This is a genomic window from Fulvivirga marina, from assembly GCF_016775155.1.
Classification (GTDB): domain Bacteria; phylum Bacteroidota; class Bacteroidia; order Cytophagales; family Cyclobacteriaceae; genus Fulvivirga; species Fulvivirga marina.
Genome location: NZ_JAEUGD010000004.1, coordinates 317,485 through 335,637, shown reverse-complemented (window position 1 = coordinate 335,637; position 18,153 = coordinate 317,485). Strand labels below are relative to the sequence as shown.

Below are 18,153 nucleotides of genomic sequence, written 5' to 3'. Positions count from 1 at the left end.
AGAGGGTTTTTTAATTACATATTTCTTCTGTATTGTCCACCAACCTCAAATAATGCGTCAGTGATTTGTCCTAATGAACAAACCTTACAGGCATCCATGAGCGCTTCAAATATATTATCATTTTGAATAGCGTATTGCTGTACTTTCTTCAGTTCGTCGTTGGCTGACTGCTCATAGTGTTTGTGCAGCCTGCCCAGCATTTCTATCTGATACTCCTTCTCTTCAGTTGTAGCACGGATAACTTCCTGAGGTATCACTGTTGGAGATCCTTTAGAGCTAAGGAAAGTGTTAACGCCAATGATCGGGTATTCGCCTGAATGCTTCAAAGTCTCATAGTGCAGACTTTCTTCCTGAATTTTGCTGCGCTGATACATGGTTTCCATGGCTCCTAATACCCCGCCTCTTTCTGTAATCCTGTCAAATTCAGCCAGCACCGCCTCTTCTACAAGATCTGTCAGTTCCTCTATAATAAATGAACCTTGGAGAGGGTTTTCATTTTTAGCCAGTCCCAATTCTTTGTTAATGATCAACTGGATAGCCATAGCACGGCGAACAGAATCTTCTGTAGGTGTGGTGATGGCCTCGTCGTAAGCATTTGTATGCAATGAGTTACAGTTGTCATAAATAGCATATAGTGCTTGCAGGGTGGTACGGATATCATTAAAATCGATCTCCTGAGCGTGTAGCGATCTTCCTGAGGTCTGAATGTGATACTTCAGCATTTGAGATCTTGCATCAGCTCCATATTTTTCTCTCATAGCTTTTGACCAGATCCTTCTGGCTACACGGCCAATGACGGCATACTCAGGGTCAATGCCATTAGAGAAGAAGAAAGAAAGGTTAGGAGCGAATTTGTTAATATCCATTCCCCGGCTTAGGTAGTACTCCACATAAGTGAAGCCATTAGCCAGTGTAAATGCTAACTGGGTGATTGGGTTAGCTCCTGCTTCAGCAATATGGTATCCTGAGATAGATACAGAGTAGAAATTTCTTACATTTTGGTTAATGAAGTATTCCTGAACATCTCCCATTAGTCTCAAGGCAAACTCAGTTGAGAAAATACAAGTGTTTTGAGCCTGATCTTCTTTAAGAATATCAGCCTGAACAGTACCCCTTACAGCACTTAAAGTTTCCTTTTTGATCTTATCATAGACATCTTTGGGGAGTACTTGGTCACCAGTAACCCCAAGCAGCATAAGACCAAGGCCGTCATTACCACTAGGTAATTTACCCTGATAAGCCGGGCGTTGATCATTTTTGTAGATGTCATTGATTTTTTTCTCGACCTCTTTCTCCAACCCGTTTTCCTTGATGTAGATCTCACATTGTTGGTCTATCGCGGCGTTCATGAAAAAGCCTAGTAACATTGGAGCAGGGCCATTGATGGTCATTGAAACCGATGTTTTAGGGTCAGCAAGGTTAAACCCCGAATATAGTTTCTTTGCATCATCAAGACAGCAGATGGAGACGCCCGAGTTGCCTATTTTTCCGTAGATATCCGGGCGGTGGTCGGGATCATTACCGTAGAGCGTTACTGAGTCGAAGGCTGTGGAAAGTCTCTTTGCAGGCATATCAAGACTTACGTAGTGAAACCTGCGGTTGGTTCTTTCTGGCCCACCTTCTCCTGCAAACATACGTGTAGGGTCCTCACCTTCGCGTTTGAAAGGATAAATGCCTGCAGTGTAGGGAAATTCTCCAGGGAAGTTTTCCTGTAGGCTCCATTTGAGCAGATCACCCCAGGCCTCGTATCGAGGTATGGCAACCTTAGGGATTTGGCTATGTGATAGTGATTCAGTATGTGTTTTAATAGAAATGTCTTTACCACGAACACTAAAAGTATAAACGGGCTCTTTGTACTTGCTGATCTTTTCCGACCACTCATCCAGCACCTTCTTATTTCGTGGGTCGAAATCCAAGGCTACTTTTTCATATGATTCTTCCAGCCCTTTGATCAGACGGTCTTTATCTTCAATATCAGATTCTTTGAGCGTATCAATTGATTTTTTTATGCTGTAGAGCTTTTGGGCTACTTCACCCTGGTCTTTCACCCATTTGTCATAGCTTCTGTTATTTTCAGCGATCTCAGATAAATAGCGGGTCCTTTTAGGGGGTATTACAAATATCTTTTCAGACATCTCATTGCTGATCTCAAATGTAGACCTCAGCTCGACTCCGGTCTCTTTTACGATCACGTCCATAATCTCTTTATAAAGTCGGTTCATACCGGGATCGTTAAACTGAGAAGCTATAGTGCCAAATACAGGAATATCTTCATCCTTAGCCTCCCACAGACCATGGTTGCGTTGATATTGTTTTTTTACATCTCTGAGAGCATCCAGAGCACCACGCTTATCAAATTTATTGATGGCAATAACATCTGCAAAATCAAGCATGTCTATCTTTTCAAGTTGTGTAGCAGCTCCATATTCAGGAGTCATTACATAAAGACTAACATCTGAGTGATCTGTAATTTCTGTATCTGACTGGCCAATACCCGATGTTTCGAGAATAATTAGGTCATATTCCGCGGCTTTTAATACCTGAATAGCCTCTGCCACATGTTTTGAAAGTGCAAGGTTTGATTGCCTGGTAGCCAGGGAACGCATATATACCCGATTGTTGCGAATCGCATTCATCCTGATTCTGTCACCTAAAAGGGCTCCACCAGTTTTTCTTTTTGAGGGATCAACAGAAACAATAGCAATATTTTTATCCTCAAAATCAATCAGGAATCGCCGAACCAGTTCATCAACCAATGATGATTTACCTGCTCCTCCAGTACCAGTAATACCCAATACGGGTATTTTTACCGTCTCTGCCTTTTTATGAACCTCAGCAAAGTCTGGGGCAGACTCTTCAGGGTAGTTCTCTGCGGCTGATATCAGGCGGGCTATGGCTTTTGGGTCTTTTGATGGAAGGTGCTTAACTTCTCCATTTAGGTTATTTCCTGTTGGGAAATCGCATTTTTCTACCATGTCGTTGATCATGCCCTGTAAGCCCATGGATCGGCCATCGTCGGGGGAGTAAATGCGGGTAATGCCATATTGATGAAGCTCTTCGATTTCCTCGGGCAGAATAACTCCACCACCACCACCGAAGATCTTGATGTGATCAGCCCCTTTTTCTTTCAACAGATCATACATATACTTGAAGTATTCTGTATGGCCTCCCTGATAAGACGTCATGGCTATGGCCTGAGCATCTTCCTGAATAGCAGTGTTTACAACCTCCTCAACACTTCTGTCGTGTCCGAGGTGTATTACTTCACATCCGGTTGCCTGAATGATCCTTCTCATGATGTTAATTGCCGCATCATGACCATCAAATAGGCTGGCTGCAGTAACTATACGTACTTTGTTCTTGGGCTTGTAAGGGGCTATTTGCTTCATTATATTTTAGGTATTCCAATTCATAAAATGAGTTGCAAAATTATCGAATAATTCGTGATTTTGCTAACAATCATTAGTTAGGATATGCCATGTTTATAACTCCAATAGCGATTTTAGCCTCAGTATGGCTTTTTCATTATTGTGGGTATGAATATTTTCAATGAGGCTTTCTTTTTCCCGCCGGGTTAGTCGCCAACTGAGGGAAGCTCTCCTTACGTTTTCCATACGCAAACTGTCGGCAGTAGATAGGTTTTCCTTGGCGTATTCTCTGGGAACGTATTCAATATTAATACGCTCGATATTGCCATCAAACCATTCGCGGGCATACTCCATTTTACTATCGTTGGTGATGTCCTGAAGGCTTTCAAAGTTTTGGTAAATGCTGCTAATAGGCATAGAAAACTTTTCAAATAATGAGAGATTAGTCTCTTTGCTTATCGAACCGTTTTTTTCAGAGTCACGGATGGAGACAAATACCACCCCATTAGTATTTTTAGCGATCCACTTTTTAAAGGCAAAAAGGAATTTTATGGCGTCGGAAATGCCAAAGTTGTCAGTAATGCCGGCATCCATAATTTCAATAGGGGGCTCACTTGGTAAGGTAATATTAGGGGTTATGTAGGGAAAAGTAGCGCTCATTCTAAGGCCTGATAAGAACCTGAGTTCTTCGCTCCCCTGTTTTTCAAAGAGCCTCAAAAACTCCACACCACTTAATTTTTCGCCGGTATAAATAGAGTCCGAAGGATCCATCATATAAGATATATGTTGCGGAGATATATACAGTTTCCTGCCATCATTGATCACCGTGGGCGCCATGATGATCATAGGGATTTCGCTACTTTTTTCAGGGGTACGGTATGCGGCTAGAGGTTTGTCAAGAACAAATTCCGTGTTTTTATTGAGTTGATGTTCAAAGGCATACCCCCGATCCTTGTCATACTCAAGACCATTATATTGAAAGTTTTGGAAGCCTACGAAGAAGTCATTCATCAGGAGGCTGAAAATCACCGCATTAAGGTTGTCGCTGGCAATTTTTTCCTTGTATTCATTGGCATGGCGGTTGATTTTTTTGTTGCTTAGTCCCCTTAAGTAGAGTTCTCTATAGTAGCTGGCTCCTATTAAGCCACCAGAGGCCCCGGTTATAAGCATGGTGTTTTTAATCAATTGTCCATTAGTGAGGCTATCTGTATATTGTAAGACATTCATGGCCCATAATGCCGCTCGTTGCCCGCCTCCACTTACACAGAGAAATACCATTTTGGGTTTCTCCTCTTCCGGAAATTTACTGCGCCAATTATTGAGTATTTCGAGTGTTTCTTTTCGATCCTTTTCCCGGTTTTCGTTGCTGTTGAGTTCTTCAATATGTTCCAAACTATAAGGTGCAGGCTCTGTGGTGTAATCAAGTCCAAATGCCTTGTAGGTTTTGTTGAAAAATCCTTCTTTGACCAAGCCGTTAATTATAATGATTATGACCAGAGCAAAACTGGTTGACCAGTTTCCAAACCAGTATGAAAATGCTCCTACAAACATGACAAAGATGGTAAGTAAGAGAGTGAAACTGGCTGCTGCGGGGAGCTGAAAAGCTTCATAGTCTTTAAAAATGCCCATGATAATAAGCAATATAAAGATGAACAGTTCTATAATAACCAAGTTAAAGTGGTTCTGATCAAATACCTGGAGTATAGTATTTCGATCATAAAAGCCCTTATCGTCTTCTACCTTTTCAAAAGCAAAGTTGAGATTAAGGAAATGATCTACTCGACTTTGCTTTTTCTTGGCTATGTTAAGTTTCTTCATGGCGCTGGCGCGCGTTACCTTTATGTTTTGCTTCAGTTTTTCATCAACCTTGCACACTACATATTTGAAGATATCTTTATTGGTGAACCAAAAATAACTAAACAACAGGATTGTCATGCCTATGTAGCCAAATAGTAGCCCCAAGAGGTTGCGGAGTAGCATGTCATCTTCTACAAATTCATTCGATACCTGATACTGTATAATGAAAACTACGTAACAGAAGAGAAATATGAATGGGATAATGCTGTTGTTGAGACTGAAAATAGTGAACGGCTTAGACTGTATGCCTATGAAGGAGAAACGATGCCCATCATTAATATAAGTGGTAATATGAAAAGCAATGCTGAAACCGGCTATTACGATTCCCATAATAAAGAAGCTGAAGAAGTTGACCTGGTTTATGTAAACGGGATCAAGAAATAAATAGGGGATGCCCAGGTAGTTGCCGAAATTACCTGAAACAATAGCGAAGAGGATCACCCAGCAGAACAGCAGGACATGATTTCTCTTAAAATGATTTAACAACAACTTAACCGGAAAAGAATAGTAAACCGCTTCCGCTATCCTTCGCAACTTTTTGATCATCTATTTAAGTTAACATTTTTTTTACTACCTGCATAGAGTTCGTATTCCAAAAGTCTACAATCTATTTTTCCATTATAAAATTCAATTCTGCGCTTCGTTCTTAGTCCGATTTTTTTTGCGAGATTCATATTTCCTGTAAAAATATAGCCTGTATATCCTTGAGTATTGTTTTTGAAAAAATCGCCAACCTCTTGATATATTCCTGCGAGTTTTTGCTCTTCTCCGAGGCGTTGACCATATTCCGGATTAATGAATATTACCCCATTTTTTGGTTCCGGGACAGGGATTTTTCTAAAGTCACCTGTATGAAATTCAATCAAATGTTCAACACCTGCCTCGCGTGCATTACGTTGAGCTGCGGTTACAGCTTCTGGGTTTAAGTCGGAGGCAACTATCTGAAAGTCGATACCATCTTTGATCTGGCTCTGAGCTTCTTTTTTAAGTCTTTCCCAAACGGTAGGTTTGTAAAGTTTTACATGCATAAACCCGAAGTTATCCCTGCTTAATCCTGGGGCACGATGAGTAGCCATTAAGGCGGCTTCAATTGCGAGCGTACCACTACCACACATGGGATTTAGAAAATGGCTTTTGTAATCCCATTGTGAAGAGAGAATAGTGGCAGAAGCCAGAGATTCCATCATCGGAGCCTTCATAGGGATTTTCCGGTAACCATGTTTGGCGATTGTTTCCCCAGAAGTATCAATGTAAATGTTGGCGTGCTCATCTGTCCAGTGGAGGAATAGTACGGTTTTTGACAGGTCTTTACCGGAGTCGGGTCTTTTCCCGAATTTATCTACAAAGCGATCTACAATTGCATCTTTGGCTCGTAAACTGGCAAATCGCACATCTTGAATAAACCGGTTGCTAACAAAGCTTTTGATACTGATATAGCCATTAGCATCAAAATACTCTTCCCAAGGAATATTTCTGAGTCGTTTATACAATTGATCAGGGTGATCAGCCCTGAATGATTTGATATGAAATAGTACCCGGTTGGCTGTTCTAAGGTGTAAGTTTAGCTTCAACGTATCTTCAAATGTGCCTGAAAGTTCCACACTTTGGTGGTCTGTTTTAGAGATTTTATATCCGAGTTGCTCCACTTCTTTCTTCAGATGTGGAGCCACGCGAGGCGAACAGGTAATTACAATTTTTGAAGTAGTCATAGGTATGGGTTACTTCCCGGAGTTACACGGTCGTAAACATTCCAGGATTCATGATTGTATTTATACAGACAAATAAGTTGTAAAACTAATAAATACCATCATGAAAAAGTTTACCGCCATAGATTTATTAATCGGACCTGTTCTGATCATGGTATTATACTCCTGCGCTCCGAAGTATGGAACGAATTTTACAAAAACGGATAATTTTTATCAGCCAGAAAAGCACCCGGCCAGCACTAGGGAAGTATTGCCAGTAAGCCATGTAGAAGCCAAACAATCAGAATCTGCTGGTTCTTTTAAGGATATTGTGTCAGATGGTGCAGTGTCCGAGGTGGATCAATATGTCGCTAGCCAGGAAAAGGCCCTGCCTGCCAGCTCCAGTCCATCAATAGAGATGCTCGTAGAGAAACATATACAGAGAATGGAGAAAATAAAGACCTCTGATCTGGAATCAAAAGAAAGGAAAAAGGAATTAAAAAGGACCAAGAAGAAAGCCAAAAAAGAAATTAAAAAAGAGATAAAGAAGGAGATTGAAAAGATCAGAGAACATGATGCCAGTGACCAGTATGTACTTATGATAATTTTGGCAGTGTTGATCCCTCCATTGGCAGTAGGGCTTACTTATGGAGTAATTGATAAGTTCTGGATTAGTCTAATACTTACAATTTTGTTCTTTATCCCGGGTATGGTTTATTCTTTGATTGTTGTTCATGATTATTTTAGGTGACAGGTAATCAAAACTTATGGCAGCATTGCCAATAAAGAAACTTATATGCGACTATACTTCTTGATATACCTCAGAGTTGGAGGCTTGCTAAAATATGAGATATTGTAATGTTATAGGCTTGACCAGTCTAGTTATTCTTTTTTGCTATTTTTACTTCGGCAGAAGACCAAAGCCCCATCAGTTCATCTATTGTCAAAAATTGAAAACTATGATTACCTGCTACTTAAAGTATATCATTGATCCTTACAAACTCAAGGAATTTGAGCATTACGCGAAAACATGGATTCCACTTGTCAACAAGTTCGGGGGTGTTCATCATGGATATTTCCTGCCTGAAGAAGGAGCCAATAACATAGCGGTAGCCTTGTTTAGTTTTGATTCATTAGCTGATTATGAAAAATACAGAAATGATAGCAGGAACGATAAGGATTGTCTGGAAGCCTTCCAATACGCAAATGATACCAGATGCATAGTCAGCTATGAGCGGTCATTTATGAAGCCTGTTTTTAAATAGGTGGAGGGTGTTTTTTGTGTAAATGCTAGAACGTTGAGGGTAACTGGGTAGTAATGAATAGAAAAATAGGGCTGAGAGAGGCCATGTCCATAGGCATAGGAGGAATGGTAGGTGGAGGGATCTTCGCTGTTTTAGGGTTGGCTGTTTCGCTGGCAGGAGGGGGAACACCGGTTGCATTTCTTTTGGCCGGACTTTTGGCGTTAATAACTTCATACAGTTACGTTAAACTTTCTATTGCTTATCCTGATAGAGGAGGGACGGTTAGGTTTATCAATCAGGGATTTGGTAAAACCATATTTAGTGGAGGTATGAACAATTTGCTTTGGGTATGCTATATTATTATGTTGTCACTGTATGCTTCAGCCTTTGGTTCCTATGCTCCAAACCTTCTGGAGGTAGGAGGTAAGAATGTTGATTTTCATTTATATGCATCCTGCATCATTATGTTGGCTTCAGCGGTTAACTATTACAGCATAAAGGTGGTAAGTGTAATAGAATCTTATGCTGTAATCATAAAACTGATAATACTTCTGTCATTTGTGGGGATAGGGGTTTACGGGTTGATAGGCAATCCCAATTTAGAGCAGCTATCTTCTGCGAATTGGGATCCTCCCATTATGTTGTTAACAGGAGGCATGGTGATTTTTGTGGCTTATGAGGGGTTTGAACTTATTGCCAATGCAGCTCCCGACATTCTGAATCCTAAAAAAAATATACCTAAGGCTTATTACTATTCAATAATTTTTGTAATTCTTTTATACTTCATCATTGCTATGGTCACTGTAGGCTCTTTGCCCTTTAAAGACATAGCCAGCGCTCAGGATTATGTACTTGCCGAAGCAGCTAAACCCATGTTGGGAAAGGTAGGTTTTTCGGTTATTACGGTGGCGGCATTGATTTCGACATTTTCTGCAATCAATGCCTCCTTGTATGGGGGTAGCAGAGTAAGCTATGAAATTGCTGAGGATGATGAGTTGCCACACCAATTAACTTTTCAATTGTGGAATCAGCCGGTCGGATTGATAATTACAGCTATCGCTACACTAATCTTGGCAAATACTCTCAATTTGGAGAGTATTTCTACGGCAGGAAGTGTTGGCTTCCTGTTAATTTTTGCGGTTGTGAATTTGACAGGGTTCAGGTTGGCCAAGAAGATGCAAAGCAACAAAATAGTGCCGATCTCCGGATTTGTACTTTGTGTTATTGCCTTAATCTCGTTACTTAAACAGCAATTTGATTCTAATAGGTTAAGTGTTATTATTTCCTTATCCATTATTGTCGGATGCTTTATTATGGAATTGATTTACAAAAGAACCGAGAAATTGGTCAAACCCCATATAGATTCTGATGTCAAATGAAAAAGATCCCGGTAAGGACCATAAATGAACCTGAACTTTTTGAGAGTTTTAGTATCAGGGATATCGGGGGCATGCTTTCAGAAAAAGGTATGTTTCAGGAGCTGCATAGGCATAGCTTCTTTTTTGTTTTGGCTTTGGAGGAAGGTTCAGGGGAGCATGCTATAGACTTTACTTCATATCCTGTTAATGATCATTCTGTCTTTTTTCTACGACCAGGACAGGTACATCAGCTTATGCTTGAAAAAGGAAGTGCCGGCTATTTGCTGATATTTAATGCTGATTTTTATTCACCTTTTGGAGGGAGTACAAACGAGGTGTTGCGAAAGGTTAGCAGTAGAAACCACTATCAATTCCAGCCAGATAAATTTGAAAAGGTGCATGCTGTTTTGTCAGATATTTTTCTTGAGTACGTTGAAAAACAAGAGAAATATATGGATGTAATAAAAGCAGATTTAGACATATTTTTCATCGAACTGTTAAGGTATGGTCAAAGTCATGGGGGTACTGCAATAGGAGGCAGTATATACGCTCAAGAGCGCCTTGAAGTGTTGTTGGAACTGATAGAAACACATATAACTAGCTGTAAACAAGTAAAAAGGTATGCCGATATGTTGCATCTTACTACTTACCAACTCAACGCTATAACCAAAGAGACATTAGGAAAAAACTGCTCACAATTGATCAATGAGCAGATAATACTTGAGGCTAAAAGAAATCTGCTAGCTACTACTAATCAAGTAAATGAGATTGCTGGGCTTCTGGGATATGTAGATACGTCTTACTTTATAAGGTTTTTTAAGAAGCAGACAGGTTTTTCTCCTGAAGTGTATAGACAGAACTTTAAATAAGTGCCGTTTGTTTTCATTTTTGTCCTACCTATTATCTTAAGACTCTCTTTAATTTTGTGATTAATAAACTTTTTCCAGGTGTGTGGAATAGGAGTTTTAGCAATGAATTATTAATTAAAGCAAGAATTATGGAAAGCACATGGCTTAAACATTGGGATGAAAGATACCGAAAAGAGGAATATGCTTATGGTAAGCAACCTAACCATTATTTAAAGGAACAGTTGGCCGAGCTGGAAGCGGGAAGCATTCTTTTTCCGGCGGAAGGGGAGGGGCGAAATGCTGTTTACGCGGCCTGTCAGGGATGGAATGTTGATGCGTTTGATATAAGTAAAGAAGGACGGAATAAGGCACTGTTATTGGCCGAGAAGAATAATGTTACAATTAATTATCAGGTAGGCGAATTGCCGGATTTGAATTATGATGTTGGACAATTTGATGCTATCGCGCTTATTTATGCGCATTTTCCTGCGCACCTTAAATCCGCCTATCACAAATTACTGGATAAGTATCTCGTAAAGGGTGGGGTGATAATTTTTGAGGCATTTAGTAAAAAACACCTTGAGTACCGTCTCAAAAATGAAAAGGTAGGAGGCCCGAGAGATTTGGAGTCGCTCTTTTCCATTGAAGAGTTAAGGTCAGACTTTGCTAATTACGAAGTTCTAGAACTGGAAGAGAAGGAAGTAGAATTGAATGAAGGGCTTTATCATAATGGAAAGAGTTCGGTAATTAGGTTTGTTGGGAAAAAGATGTAAATAGTAAGGCATTAGCATTTAGTACGGGTTCTGAGCTAATGCACATTGTACTGGCTGTATTGTGATGTACAAATGGCTGGTAACTATTAGCTTTTTAGGAGGTTGCCAAAAGAAAAGGCCATTCCTGATAAGTATTGACTTATCGGGAATGGCCTTTATATTTTTTATTTTATGCTTTTATACGTTGTCAGAGCTGGACTTTGCCTTTAGGTACTCTCTGTTCAGTCTAGCAATATTTTCCAGACTGATTTCCTTAGGGCATTCTGCTGAGCAAGCTCCGGTGTTGGAGCAAGCGCCAAAGCCTTCCTCGTCCATCTGAGCAACCATTTTTTCTACTCTTGTTTTTCGCTCCACCTGTCCTTGAGGAAGCATAGCTAATTGAGAAACCTTTGCACTTACAAATAGCATAGCAGAGGCATTTTTACAAGCAGCCACGCATGCCCCACATCCGATGCATGTAGCAGAGTCAAAAGCTTCGTCAGCAATTTTCTTCGGAATAGGAATTTCGTTAGCGTCAGGCACACCACCCGTATTTACAGAAACATATCCTCCGGCTTGTATCACACGGTCAAATGATGATCTGTTTACTACCAGATCCTTTACTACAGGAAAAGCTTGTGCTCTCCATGGCTCTACTACAATAGTATCTCCGTCAGAGAAGCTCCTCATGTGAAGCTGGCAGGTAGTAGTTTGTTTAGGTCCGTGAGGTTTTCCATTAATGTACATACTGCAAGTTCCACAAATACCCTCACGGCAGTCGTGGTCAAAATGTACAGGATCTTCTCCCTTTTTCAGGATCTGCTCGTTCAACACATCAAACATCTCAAGGAATGACATATCAGGAGATACATCATCCAGTTGGTATGTTTTGAACCCACCTTTGTCCTGAGCGTTTTTTTGCCTCCAAACCTTTAGTGTTATCTTCATAACGTTGTATGTTGGTAGTTAATAGTTATTCTTTTTATTGCGACGTTATTTGCTGCCAACAAATTGGCAGCCTGTCATTATTTATAGCTTCTCTGAGTCAGTTTTACATTTTCGAATACAAGGTCTTCTTTATGAAGCTCTTCGGGAGCTTCAGGTCCTTTGTATTCCCATGCAGCAACATATGAGAACTCATCGTCTTTACGTTTAGCTTCTCCTTCTTCAGTCTGCGACTCTTCTCTGAAGTGACCACCACATGATTCACTTCTGTTTAGCGCATCTTCTACCATCAGCTCTCCAAGTTCAAGGAAATCAGCTACTCTATTGGCTTTTTCAAGCGATTGGTTAAGTTCTTCATTTGTACCCAGTACGTTTACGTCTTCCCAGAATTCTTTTCTTAGTTTCTGGATCTCTGTTTTTGCCTTTTTCAGGCCTTCTTCGTTTCTGGACATCCCGCAATACTCCCACATAATGTGCCCCAGAGCTTTGTGGAACTCATCAACAGTTCTGTTACCTTTGATACGGAGTAACTTGTCGTTGATTTCCTTCACGCGTGATTCAGCCTCTTTAAATGCTTCATGGTCTGTAGATACTTTGTCATAAGGCATTTTTGCGAGGTAGTCTCCAATAGTGTAAGGGATCACAAAATAGCCGTCGGCAAGGCCTTGCATTAGAGCACTTGCTCCCAAGCGGTTTGCTCCGTGGTCAGAGAAGTTAGCTTCTCCAATAGCATATAGACCATCAACATTGGTCATAAGATTGTAATCTACCCAAAGACCGCCCATTGTGTAATGTACAGCAGGGTAGATTTTCATAGGGGTCTCATAAGGGTTGTCACCAGTGATCTGCTGGTACATATCGAATAGGTTACCATATTTACCTTCGATAGCTGCACGACCATCTCTCTTGATGGCATCAGCAAAATCAAGGTATACGGCAAGCCCCGTTGTACTTACCCCGCGTCCTTCGTCACAAACGTATTTAGCGTTTCGAGAGGCCACATCTCTTGGTACAAGGTTACCAAATGAAGGATATCTTCTCTCTAAATAGTAATCTCTTTTATCTTCGGGAAGGTCAGTAGGTTTTAATTGGCCTTTTCTGATTTTTTCTGAATCTGCTTTGTCTTTAGGCACCCATACACGTCCGTCATTTCTTAATGACTCTGACATCAAGGTCAGTTTTGACTGGTGGTCACCTGAAACAGGTATACATGTAGGGTGAATTTGCGTGTAGCAAGGGTTAGCAAAAAGAGCTCCTTTTTTGTGGGCCCTCCATGCAGCAGTAGCATTTGATCCCATGGCATTGGTGGAGAGGTAGAATACGTTTCCGTACCCTCCGGTTGCCAAAACTACAGCATGAGCACTGTGAGATTCTATTTCTCCGGTGATCAGGTTACGGGTTACGATACCTCTGGCTTTACCATCTACCATTACAAGGTCAAGCATTTCAGACCTGGTATACATTTTTACTTTACCATTTGAGACCTGTCGGCTCAACGCGCTGTATGCACCCAAAAGCAATTGCTGTCCGGTTTGACCCCGGGCATAAAAAGTTCTGGAAACCTGAGCTCCTCCAAATGATCTGTTTGCCAACAGTCCTCCATACTCTCTTGCAAATGGTACACCTTGAGCAACACACTGATCTATAATGTCAACGCTTACTTCAGCAAGTCTGTAAACGTTACCTTCTCTTGAACGGTAGTCACCACCTTTAACAGTATCGTAGAATAATCTAAAAATACTGTCACCATCATTTTGGTAGTTTTTAGCAGCATTTATACCACCCTGAGCAGCGATACTGTGTGCCCTTCTCGGGCTATCTTGAAAACAAAATGCTTTAACGTTGTAGCCCAGCTCCCCGAAAGATGCTGCAGCAGAAGCACCAGCTAAACCGGTACCTACAACAATGATGTCATATTTACGCTTATTGGCCGGATTTACTAACTTAACATTGAATTTATGTTTTGACCATTTCTCGGCGATTGGTCCTTCCGGTATTTTAGAATCTAACTTCATCTATCAGACGGTTTATACTAGTTGGATTACAAATTTTTGAAATATATAATGACGGGGATTGCCGCAAACATAGCTGGTACTATGATGGCAAAGGCAGCGCCTACAAATTTTATAACTGGGTTATACTTGACATGGTTGAGCCCCAAAGTTTGGAATGCGCTGGCAAATCCGTGAAATAAATGGAACATCAAACCTAACATGGCTACAACATAAAGCACAACATACCATAGCTGTGAGAATGCCACATCTACCGTAGCGTAAAGGTCTTTGTACTCCACACCATCATATTTTACCATTTCTACAGGACCCCAATGCATCACATACCAGAAATTTTTCAGGTGGATAACCAGAAATATAAATATTATCGTTCCTAATATTCCCATGTTGCGGGAACTCCAGGTGCTATTAGAACCACTTACTTTGGCATACCCTACCGGCCTTGATTTTTTATTGTTTACGGTTAACATAATAGCCCAAACTATATGTATTATGAAAGTCGCGTAAAGAATAAAGGAGGTAGTTTTGATTAGTGGGTTTGTAGTCATAAATTTCGCATAAACGTTGAAAGCTCTTCCTTCATCGTTTAGCAAAAGCTGGAGATTACCTGAAAGGTGTACTACCAAAAAGATAACAAGAAATAACCCTGTTAAAGCCATTAAAAGCTTTTTACCCAAGGTGCTGGACATTGCTTTAGTGAACCAACTCATGGTATAGTTTTGATGATTTTATGATGTAATAATTAAACCTTGCCAAAGGTACAGTTGAAAGGTTTATCAAACAATCTTGCCTGTCTATTTTAAAAGATTCTAAATAGGAAGCTTAGAATAAGGACGGAAACCATCTCGTGAAGAGCTCAAAAAGGAATACCATCAAGCCTGCAAAGAATACTATTCCCGTTATGAATAGTTCGTTTTGCATTGCTTGACGAAGCCTGGTCTGTAAAATTCTAACTCTTCTCATTATTGTGGAATAAACACCACAATGCCATTAGCAACTCACGTACCAGTTATTAAAACTGGCTTAAAACAGGTGTTAGGCAGGGTGGAGTGAATAGCGCTATCCCAGATTAGGAAAAAGTCTTTTTTTGGGTATATAAAATTCGCTGATTTTATGCCTATAGTTTCATAGATTTGTAATTAAAATAAGCGTTTATATGAGTCCTGAAACTATCTTGATTATCATACTGGCTATAATTACTGCCGATTTTATTTTTGAACAAATTCTGGACTATGTGAACCTGAGGTCAGGTAAAAGTGAGTTACCTGAAGAGGTAGCGGCTTTTTATGAAAAGGAAAAATATGCAGAGGCAATCAGTTACCAACGAGCCCAGGCAAAGTTTTCATTCTTTACTTCAGCAATCAGTTTTATAACTTCATTCTTGCTATTAAGTCTTGGTGGTTTTGGGTATATCGATGAACTGCTCAGGCCTTTTTTTGACAATGAGATATTTCTTGCTCTTGCCTATTTTGGTGTGCTGTACGTGGTTTCTGATTTGCTTACTATCCCTTTTCAGCTCTATGATACGTTTGTAATTGAGGAAAAGTATGGCTTCAACAAAACGACCGCAGGTACTTTTGTGGGGGACAAACTGAAGGGGTATTTGCTTGGAATGATAATCGGAGGGCTTTTAATGGGACTGTTACTTTACCTTATATTAAATATGGGGCAGGGCTTCTGGATATATTTCTGGATAGCTATCGCTATTTTTACGCTGTTTGCTAATATGTTTTTTACAACGCTCATTTTGCCTCTCTACAATAAGCTTACACCTTTGGAAGAGGGAGAACTCAAAACAGCGATTGAAGACTACAGTAAGCGAATCAATTTCCCTTTGGATAATATTTTTGTTATTGATGGATCAAAGCGATCAAATAAGGCTAATGCATTTTTTTCAGGTATAGGGAAGAAGAAAAAAATTGTACTGTATGATACATTGATCAAGAATCACTCAACAGAAGAATTGGTGGCTATTCTGGCGCATGAGGTGGGACACTTTAAGAAGAAGCATATTGTGTTTGGTTTTGCGATTTCCATTATACAAACAGGGGTCATGCTATTTATCATGTCGAGAATGATCTTTAATGAAAATCTATCTTTGGCTCTAGGTGCAGAGCAAATGGGGGTGCACCTGAATCTCATTGCCTTTGGTCTGTTGTTTACACCAATTTCAAAGGTCATAGGCATACTTGCGAATATTGTGAGCAGGAAAAATGAATATGAGGCCGACGCTTATGCTAACGAAACTTATAATGGCCAAGCCTTGAGCAACGCGTTGAAGAAGTTGTCAGTAGATAGTCTGAGTAATTTGTATCCTCATTCAGCCTATGTGTTTGTGCATTATTCACATCCCCCATTGTTGAAACGCCTGGATGCTATTAAAAAGAGTAGCTTGTAATTTTTTTATAGCAACCTTTGAAGTTTCAAACTTCAAAGGTTGCTGGTTAACTTGACTAGTTGCGTACTACGCTGATTGAACTTAGTTCGTCATTGAACCCTTCACTGCTCAGGCAGTTGTCCGAGCCTGATTTGGTAATAGTCCTGCCTCCAAAGCTACTATGTTCATAAAGGGTTACTTTATATCCATTATCTACCTTTAAAGATGATATATCATCATTAGACACTCCTAAACTCTGAAGCTGGCTTAAAGAGTAATCTCCTTCATGAAGAGAAACAGCATAACCTTTATAATCACAGTGTTGATATAAAGTGACAACACCACCAGCCTGGTTGTTATACCTGTTGTTCAGGTAAAGGTGAGAGAAATTACCTACCCCGTCAAAGTAGGTGTCCACTAGTTTCGCCGGGTCAGTAGCCATTTCTCCATTCTGTATGATGCCATCATTGCCATCATTCCACGCCCATGGAGCGTTGGCGCCACCGTCTTTAAAATTATTTCCTTTAAAACCACCCCCTGAATTATAAAACAGGTTGGAGTTAAATCTTTGGTCCCATAGTCCGCCACTTTCAAAAATATCAACCAGCTTATACTCCACATAGGAGTCATAGTTATCTGCAGGAATCTGAGCTACATCACTCATAGATGGGTAGTAGATCACGCCATCACCATCGATGTTGTTTTGAGGCCAAGCTTTCAGGCCGTGACCTTTTGCTTCTTGAGCTGTTACCGGGTGAGGAACACCGTTGTAGTAGGTCATCTGAAGTGTGCCATCTATATCTTCCTGACCGCTTGTAAAAGGACTTCCTGATGGTGTGTATGAAAAGAAATCTGAATGGCTAACTGTTACCGCTCCTTGTAGTGTTCCGTATGATGAACCATCTTTTTGGATAACCATTAACACCCCTTCAAGGTCATTTTCATGCTGGTCCAGGTTGTAAAGAAGGAAGATATCAGTCCAGTCTCTGGGATGAAAGAATGAATAAATAATGAACCAATGCGTATGGGTTTCCACTACAGAGTAATAGCAATGGGCGCTCAGAGAGTAGGCTGAAACGTTCTCCCAGTTATTTGAAGCATTCCAGTCTCCATCATAATTGATTGCTGTAATGTAATCAGACTTGCCGCCTTCCGCATACGTACCTGTAGCATCTACATCCATATAATGAACGGGTGCCCACCTTTTAACCAAATCTGTTTCAAATGCAGTTCTGGCTATAGTACGTTTTTCAGTCTGAGGAGCCTTTTCAGAGTCTGTTTGTTGCTGTATTTCTTCCAGCATGTTGTCCTGGCAGGCCAGGAGGGTGAGTATGCAAAGAAAAATGAACCCTTTGCTGAAGAAAGATAGTTGATTAAAGTTTTTCATGATTTTAGGATTTAGGTTGTTTTATTGGCAAGCAATCTGCCACAAAAAAAGGTAGTGACAGGGGTTTACCAAGTTAAAATGGTTTCAATGAGTTTGCCTTACATTTTTAAATTATTCTATTAGCAATAAGGTAAAAACAGTCTTCCGGGGCAATCCAGTAGGGGAACTGGTTGGCGTTTCCGGTGGCATGCCCCCTTGGGTTAGAAGCAATATTTGAAATATAATAAAAATGATTGTTTAGTGCTACTTCAGGACTCATACAAGTTTTGGATGCTTGTTGGTCGAAGTTAGGAACAGCCAAAAACCTGGCAAAGGAAAGG

At 40.4% G+C, this 18,153-nt stretch carries 14 protein-coding genes; 6 read left to right on the top strand and 8 right to left on the bottom strand.

The genetic code is table 11. The annotated features are described in order from the left end of the window. Nucleotides 1–14: 14 nt before the first annotated feature. The 3 genes from JMN32_RS03255 to JMN32_RS03245 form a co-directional block, all read right to left on the bottom strand. Nucleotides 15–3,389, bottom strand: coding sequence for a methylmalonyl-CoA mutase family protein (locus tag JMN32_RS03255; protein ID WP_202854843.1), 3,375 nt, complete (start codon nucleotides 3,387–3,389; stop codon nucleotides 15–17). Between the two features lie 93 nt (nucleotides 3,390–3,482). Next, a complete protein-coding gene (locus JMN32_RS03250) occupies nucleotides 3,483–5,771 on the bottom strand; it encodes a patatin-like phospholipase family protein (RefSeq protein ID WP_238354324.1) in 2,289 nt (762 codons plus the stop codon). Beyond that, nucleotides 5,768–6,934 (bottom strand): THUMP domain-containing class I SAM-dependent RNA methyltransferase, encoded by a 1,167-nt coding sequence (locus tag JMN32_RS03245; protein ID WP_202854842.1) that lies wholly within the window; start codon nucleotides 6,932–6,934, stop codon nucleotides 5,768–5,770. The genes JMN32_RS03250 and JMN32_RS03245 overlap by 4 nt, the downstream gene beginning before the upstream one ends. Nucleotides 6,935–7,034: 100 nt before the next feature. Here JMN32_RS03245 and JMN32_RS27240 point away from each other — a divergent pair, with 100 nt between their 5' ends. The 5 genes from JMN32_RS27240 to JMN32_RS03220 all read left to right on the top strand — a co-directional run bounded on the left by JMN32_RS27240 (nucleotide 7,035) and on the right by JMN32_RS03220 (nucleotide 11,133). Then, on the top strand, nucleotides 7,035–7,661 hold the full coding sequence (locus JMN32_RS27240; protein ID WP_238354323.1) for a YqaE/Pmp3 family membrane protein: 627 nt from the start codon (nucleotides 7,035–7,037) through the stop codon (nucleotides 7,659–7,661). A 208-nt stretch (nucleotides 7,662–7,869) separates the two neighbouring features. Then, nucleotides 7,870–8,175 (top strand): NIPSNAP family protein, encoded by a 306-nt coding sequence (locus JMN32_RS03235; protein WP_202854841.1) that lies wholly within the window; start codon nucleotides 7,870–7,872, stop codon nucleotides 8,173–8,175. A 53-nt stretch (nucleotides 8,176–8,228) separates the two neighbouring features. Beyond that, nucleotides 8,229–9,533, top strand: coding sequence for an APC family permease (locus JMN32_RS03230; protein ID WP_202854840.1), 1,305 nt, complete (start codon nucleotides 8,229–8,231; stop codon nucleotides 9,531–9,533). Continuing rightward, entirely contained in the window at nucleotides 9,530–10,381 is an 852-nt protein-coding gene (locus tag JMN32_RS03225; protein WP_202854839.1) for a helix-turn-helix domain-containing protein, read from the top strand. Before JMN32_RS03230 ends, JMN32_RS03225 begins: the two co-directional genes overlap by 4 nt. Before the next feature lie 128 nt (nucleotides 10,382–10,509). Further along, the gene (locus tag JMN32_RS03220; RefSeq protein WP_202854838.1) at nucleotides 10,510–11,133 is read left to right on the top strand and encodes a class I SAM-dependent methyltransferase; all 624 of its coding nucleotides are present in this window, start codon (nucleotides 10,510–10,512) and stop codon (nucleotides 11,131–11,133) included. A 177-nt stretch (nucleotides 11,134–11,310) separates the two neighbouring features. Here the strand turns inward: JMN32_RS03220 and JMN32_RS03215 are convergent, their stop codons facing one another. The 3 genes from JMN32_RS03215 to JMN32_RS03205 form a co-directional block, all read right to left on the bottom strand. Next, nucleotides 11,311–12,060 (bottom strand): succinate dehydrogenase/fumarate reductase iron-sulfur subunit, encoded by a 750-nt coding sequence (locus JMN32_RS03215; protein WP_202854837.1) that lies wholly within the window; start codon nucleotides 12,058–12,060, stop codon nucleotides 11,311–11,313. Nucleotides 12,061–12,137: 77 nt separating this feature from the next. Further along, a complete protein-coding gene (locus JMN32_RS03210; protein ID WP_202854836.1) occupies nucleotides 12,138–14,072 on the bottom strand; it encodes a fumarate reductase/succinate dehydrogenase flavoprotein subunit in 1,935 nt (644 codons plus the stop codon). Nucleotides 14,073–14,098: 26 nt separating this feature from the next. Then, nucleotides 14,099–14,779: a succinate dehydrogenase cytochrome b subunit gene (locus JMN32_RS03205; protein ID WP_202854835.1), complete on the bottom strand. Its 681-nt coding sequence runs from the start codon at nucleotides 14,777–14,779 to the stop codon at nucleotides 14,099–14,101. Nucleotides 14,780–15,225: 446 nt separating this feature from the next. Between JMN32_RS03205 and JMN32_RS03200 the strand changes: the two genes are divergently transcribed. After that, nucleotides 15,226–16,467 (top strand): M48 family metallopeptidase, encoded by a 1,242-nt coding sequence (locus tag JMN32_RS03200; protein ID WP_202854834.1) that lies wholly within the window; start codon nucleotides 15,226–15,228, stop codon nucleotides 16,465–16,467. A gap of 55 nt (nucleotides 16,468–16,522) precedes the next feature. On the opposite strand, the gene JMN32_RS03195 is transcribed toward JMN32_RS03200, so the two are convergent. Continuing rightward, on the bottom strand, nucleotides 16,523–17,833 hold the full coding sequence (locus JMN32_RS03195; RefSeq protein ID WP_202854833.1) for a hypothetical protein: 1,311 nt from the start codon (nucleotides 17,831–17,833) through the stop codon (nucleotides 16,523–16,525). Between the two features lie 106 nt (nucleotides 17,834–17,939). Next, the gene (locus JMN32_RS03190; protein WP_202854832.1) at nucleotides 17,940–18,092 is read right to left on the bottom strand and encodes a hypothetical protein; all 153 of its coding nucleotides are present in this window, start codon (nucleotides 18,090–18,092) and stop codon (nucleotides 17,940–17,942) included. Nucleotides 18,093–18,153 lie beyond the last annotated feature (61 nt).

Bases quoted from the DNA above. Each gene is read 5' to 3' on its own strand.
- JMN32_RS03200 (WP_202854834.1), top strand. From the start codon at position 15,226: ATGAGTCCTGAAACTATCTTGATTATCATACTGGCTATAATTACTGCC.
- JMN32_RS27240 (WP_238354323.1), top strand. From the start codon at position 7,035: ATGAAAAAGTTTACCGCCATAGATTTATTAATCGGACCTGTTCTGATC.
- JMN32_RS03190 (WP_202854832.1), bottom strand. From the start codon at position 18,092: ATGAGTCCTGAAGTAGCACTAAACAATCATTTTTATTATATTTCAAAT.
- JMN32_RS03250 (WP_238354324.1), bottom strand. From the start codon at position 5,771: ATGATCAAAAAGTTGCGAAGGATAGCGGAAGCGGTTTACTATTCTTTT.
- JMN32_RS03215 (WP_202854837.1), bottom strand. From the start codon at position 12,060: ATGAAGATAACACTAAAGGTTTGGAGGCAAAAAAACGCTCAGGACAAA.
- JMN32_RS03225 (WP_202854839.1), top strand. From the start codon at position 9,530: ATGAAAAAGATCCCGGTAAGGACCATAAATGAACCTGAACTTTTTGAG.
- JMN32_RS03245 (WP_202854842.1), bottom strand. From the start codon at position 6,934: ATGACTACTTCAAAAATTGTAATTACCTGTTCGCCTCGCGTGGCTCCA.
- JMN32_RS03210 (WP_202854836.1), bottom strand. From the start codon at position 14,072: ATGAAGTTAGATTCTAAAATACCGGAAGGACCAATCGCCGAGAAATGG.
- JMN32_RS03255 (WP_202854843.1), bottom strand. From the start codon at position 3,389: ATGAAGCAAATAGCCCCTTACAAGCCCAAGAACAAAGTACGTATAGTT.
- JMN32_RS03220 (WP_202854838.1), top strand. From the start codon at position 10,510: ATGGAAAGCACATGGCTTAAACATTGGGATGAAAGATACCGAAAAGAG.
- JMN32_RS03230 (WP_202854840.1), top strand. From the start codon at position 8,229: ATGAATAGAAAAATAGGGCTGAGAGAGGCCATGTCCATAGGCATAGGA.
- JMN32_RS03195 (WP_202854833.1), bottom strand. From the start codon at position 17,833: ATGAAAAACTTTAATCAACTATCTTTCTTCAGCAAAGGGTTCATTTTT.
- JMN32_RS03205 (WP_202854835.1), bottom strand. From the start codon at position 14,779: ATGAGTTGGTTCACTAAAGCAATGTCCAGCACCTTGGGTAAAAAGCTT.
- JMN32_RS03235 (WP_202854841.1), top strand. From the start codon at position 7,870: ATGATTACCTGCTACTTAAAGTATATCATTGATCCTTACAAACTCAAG.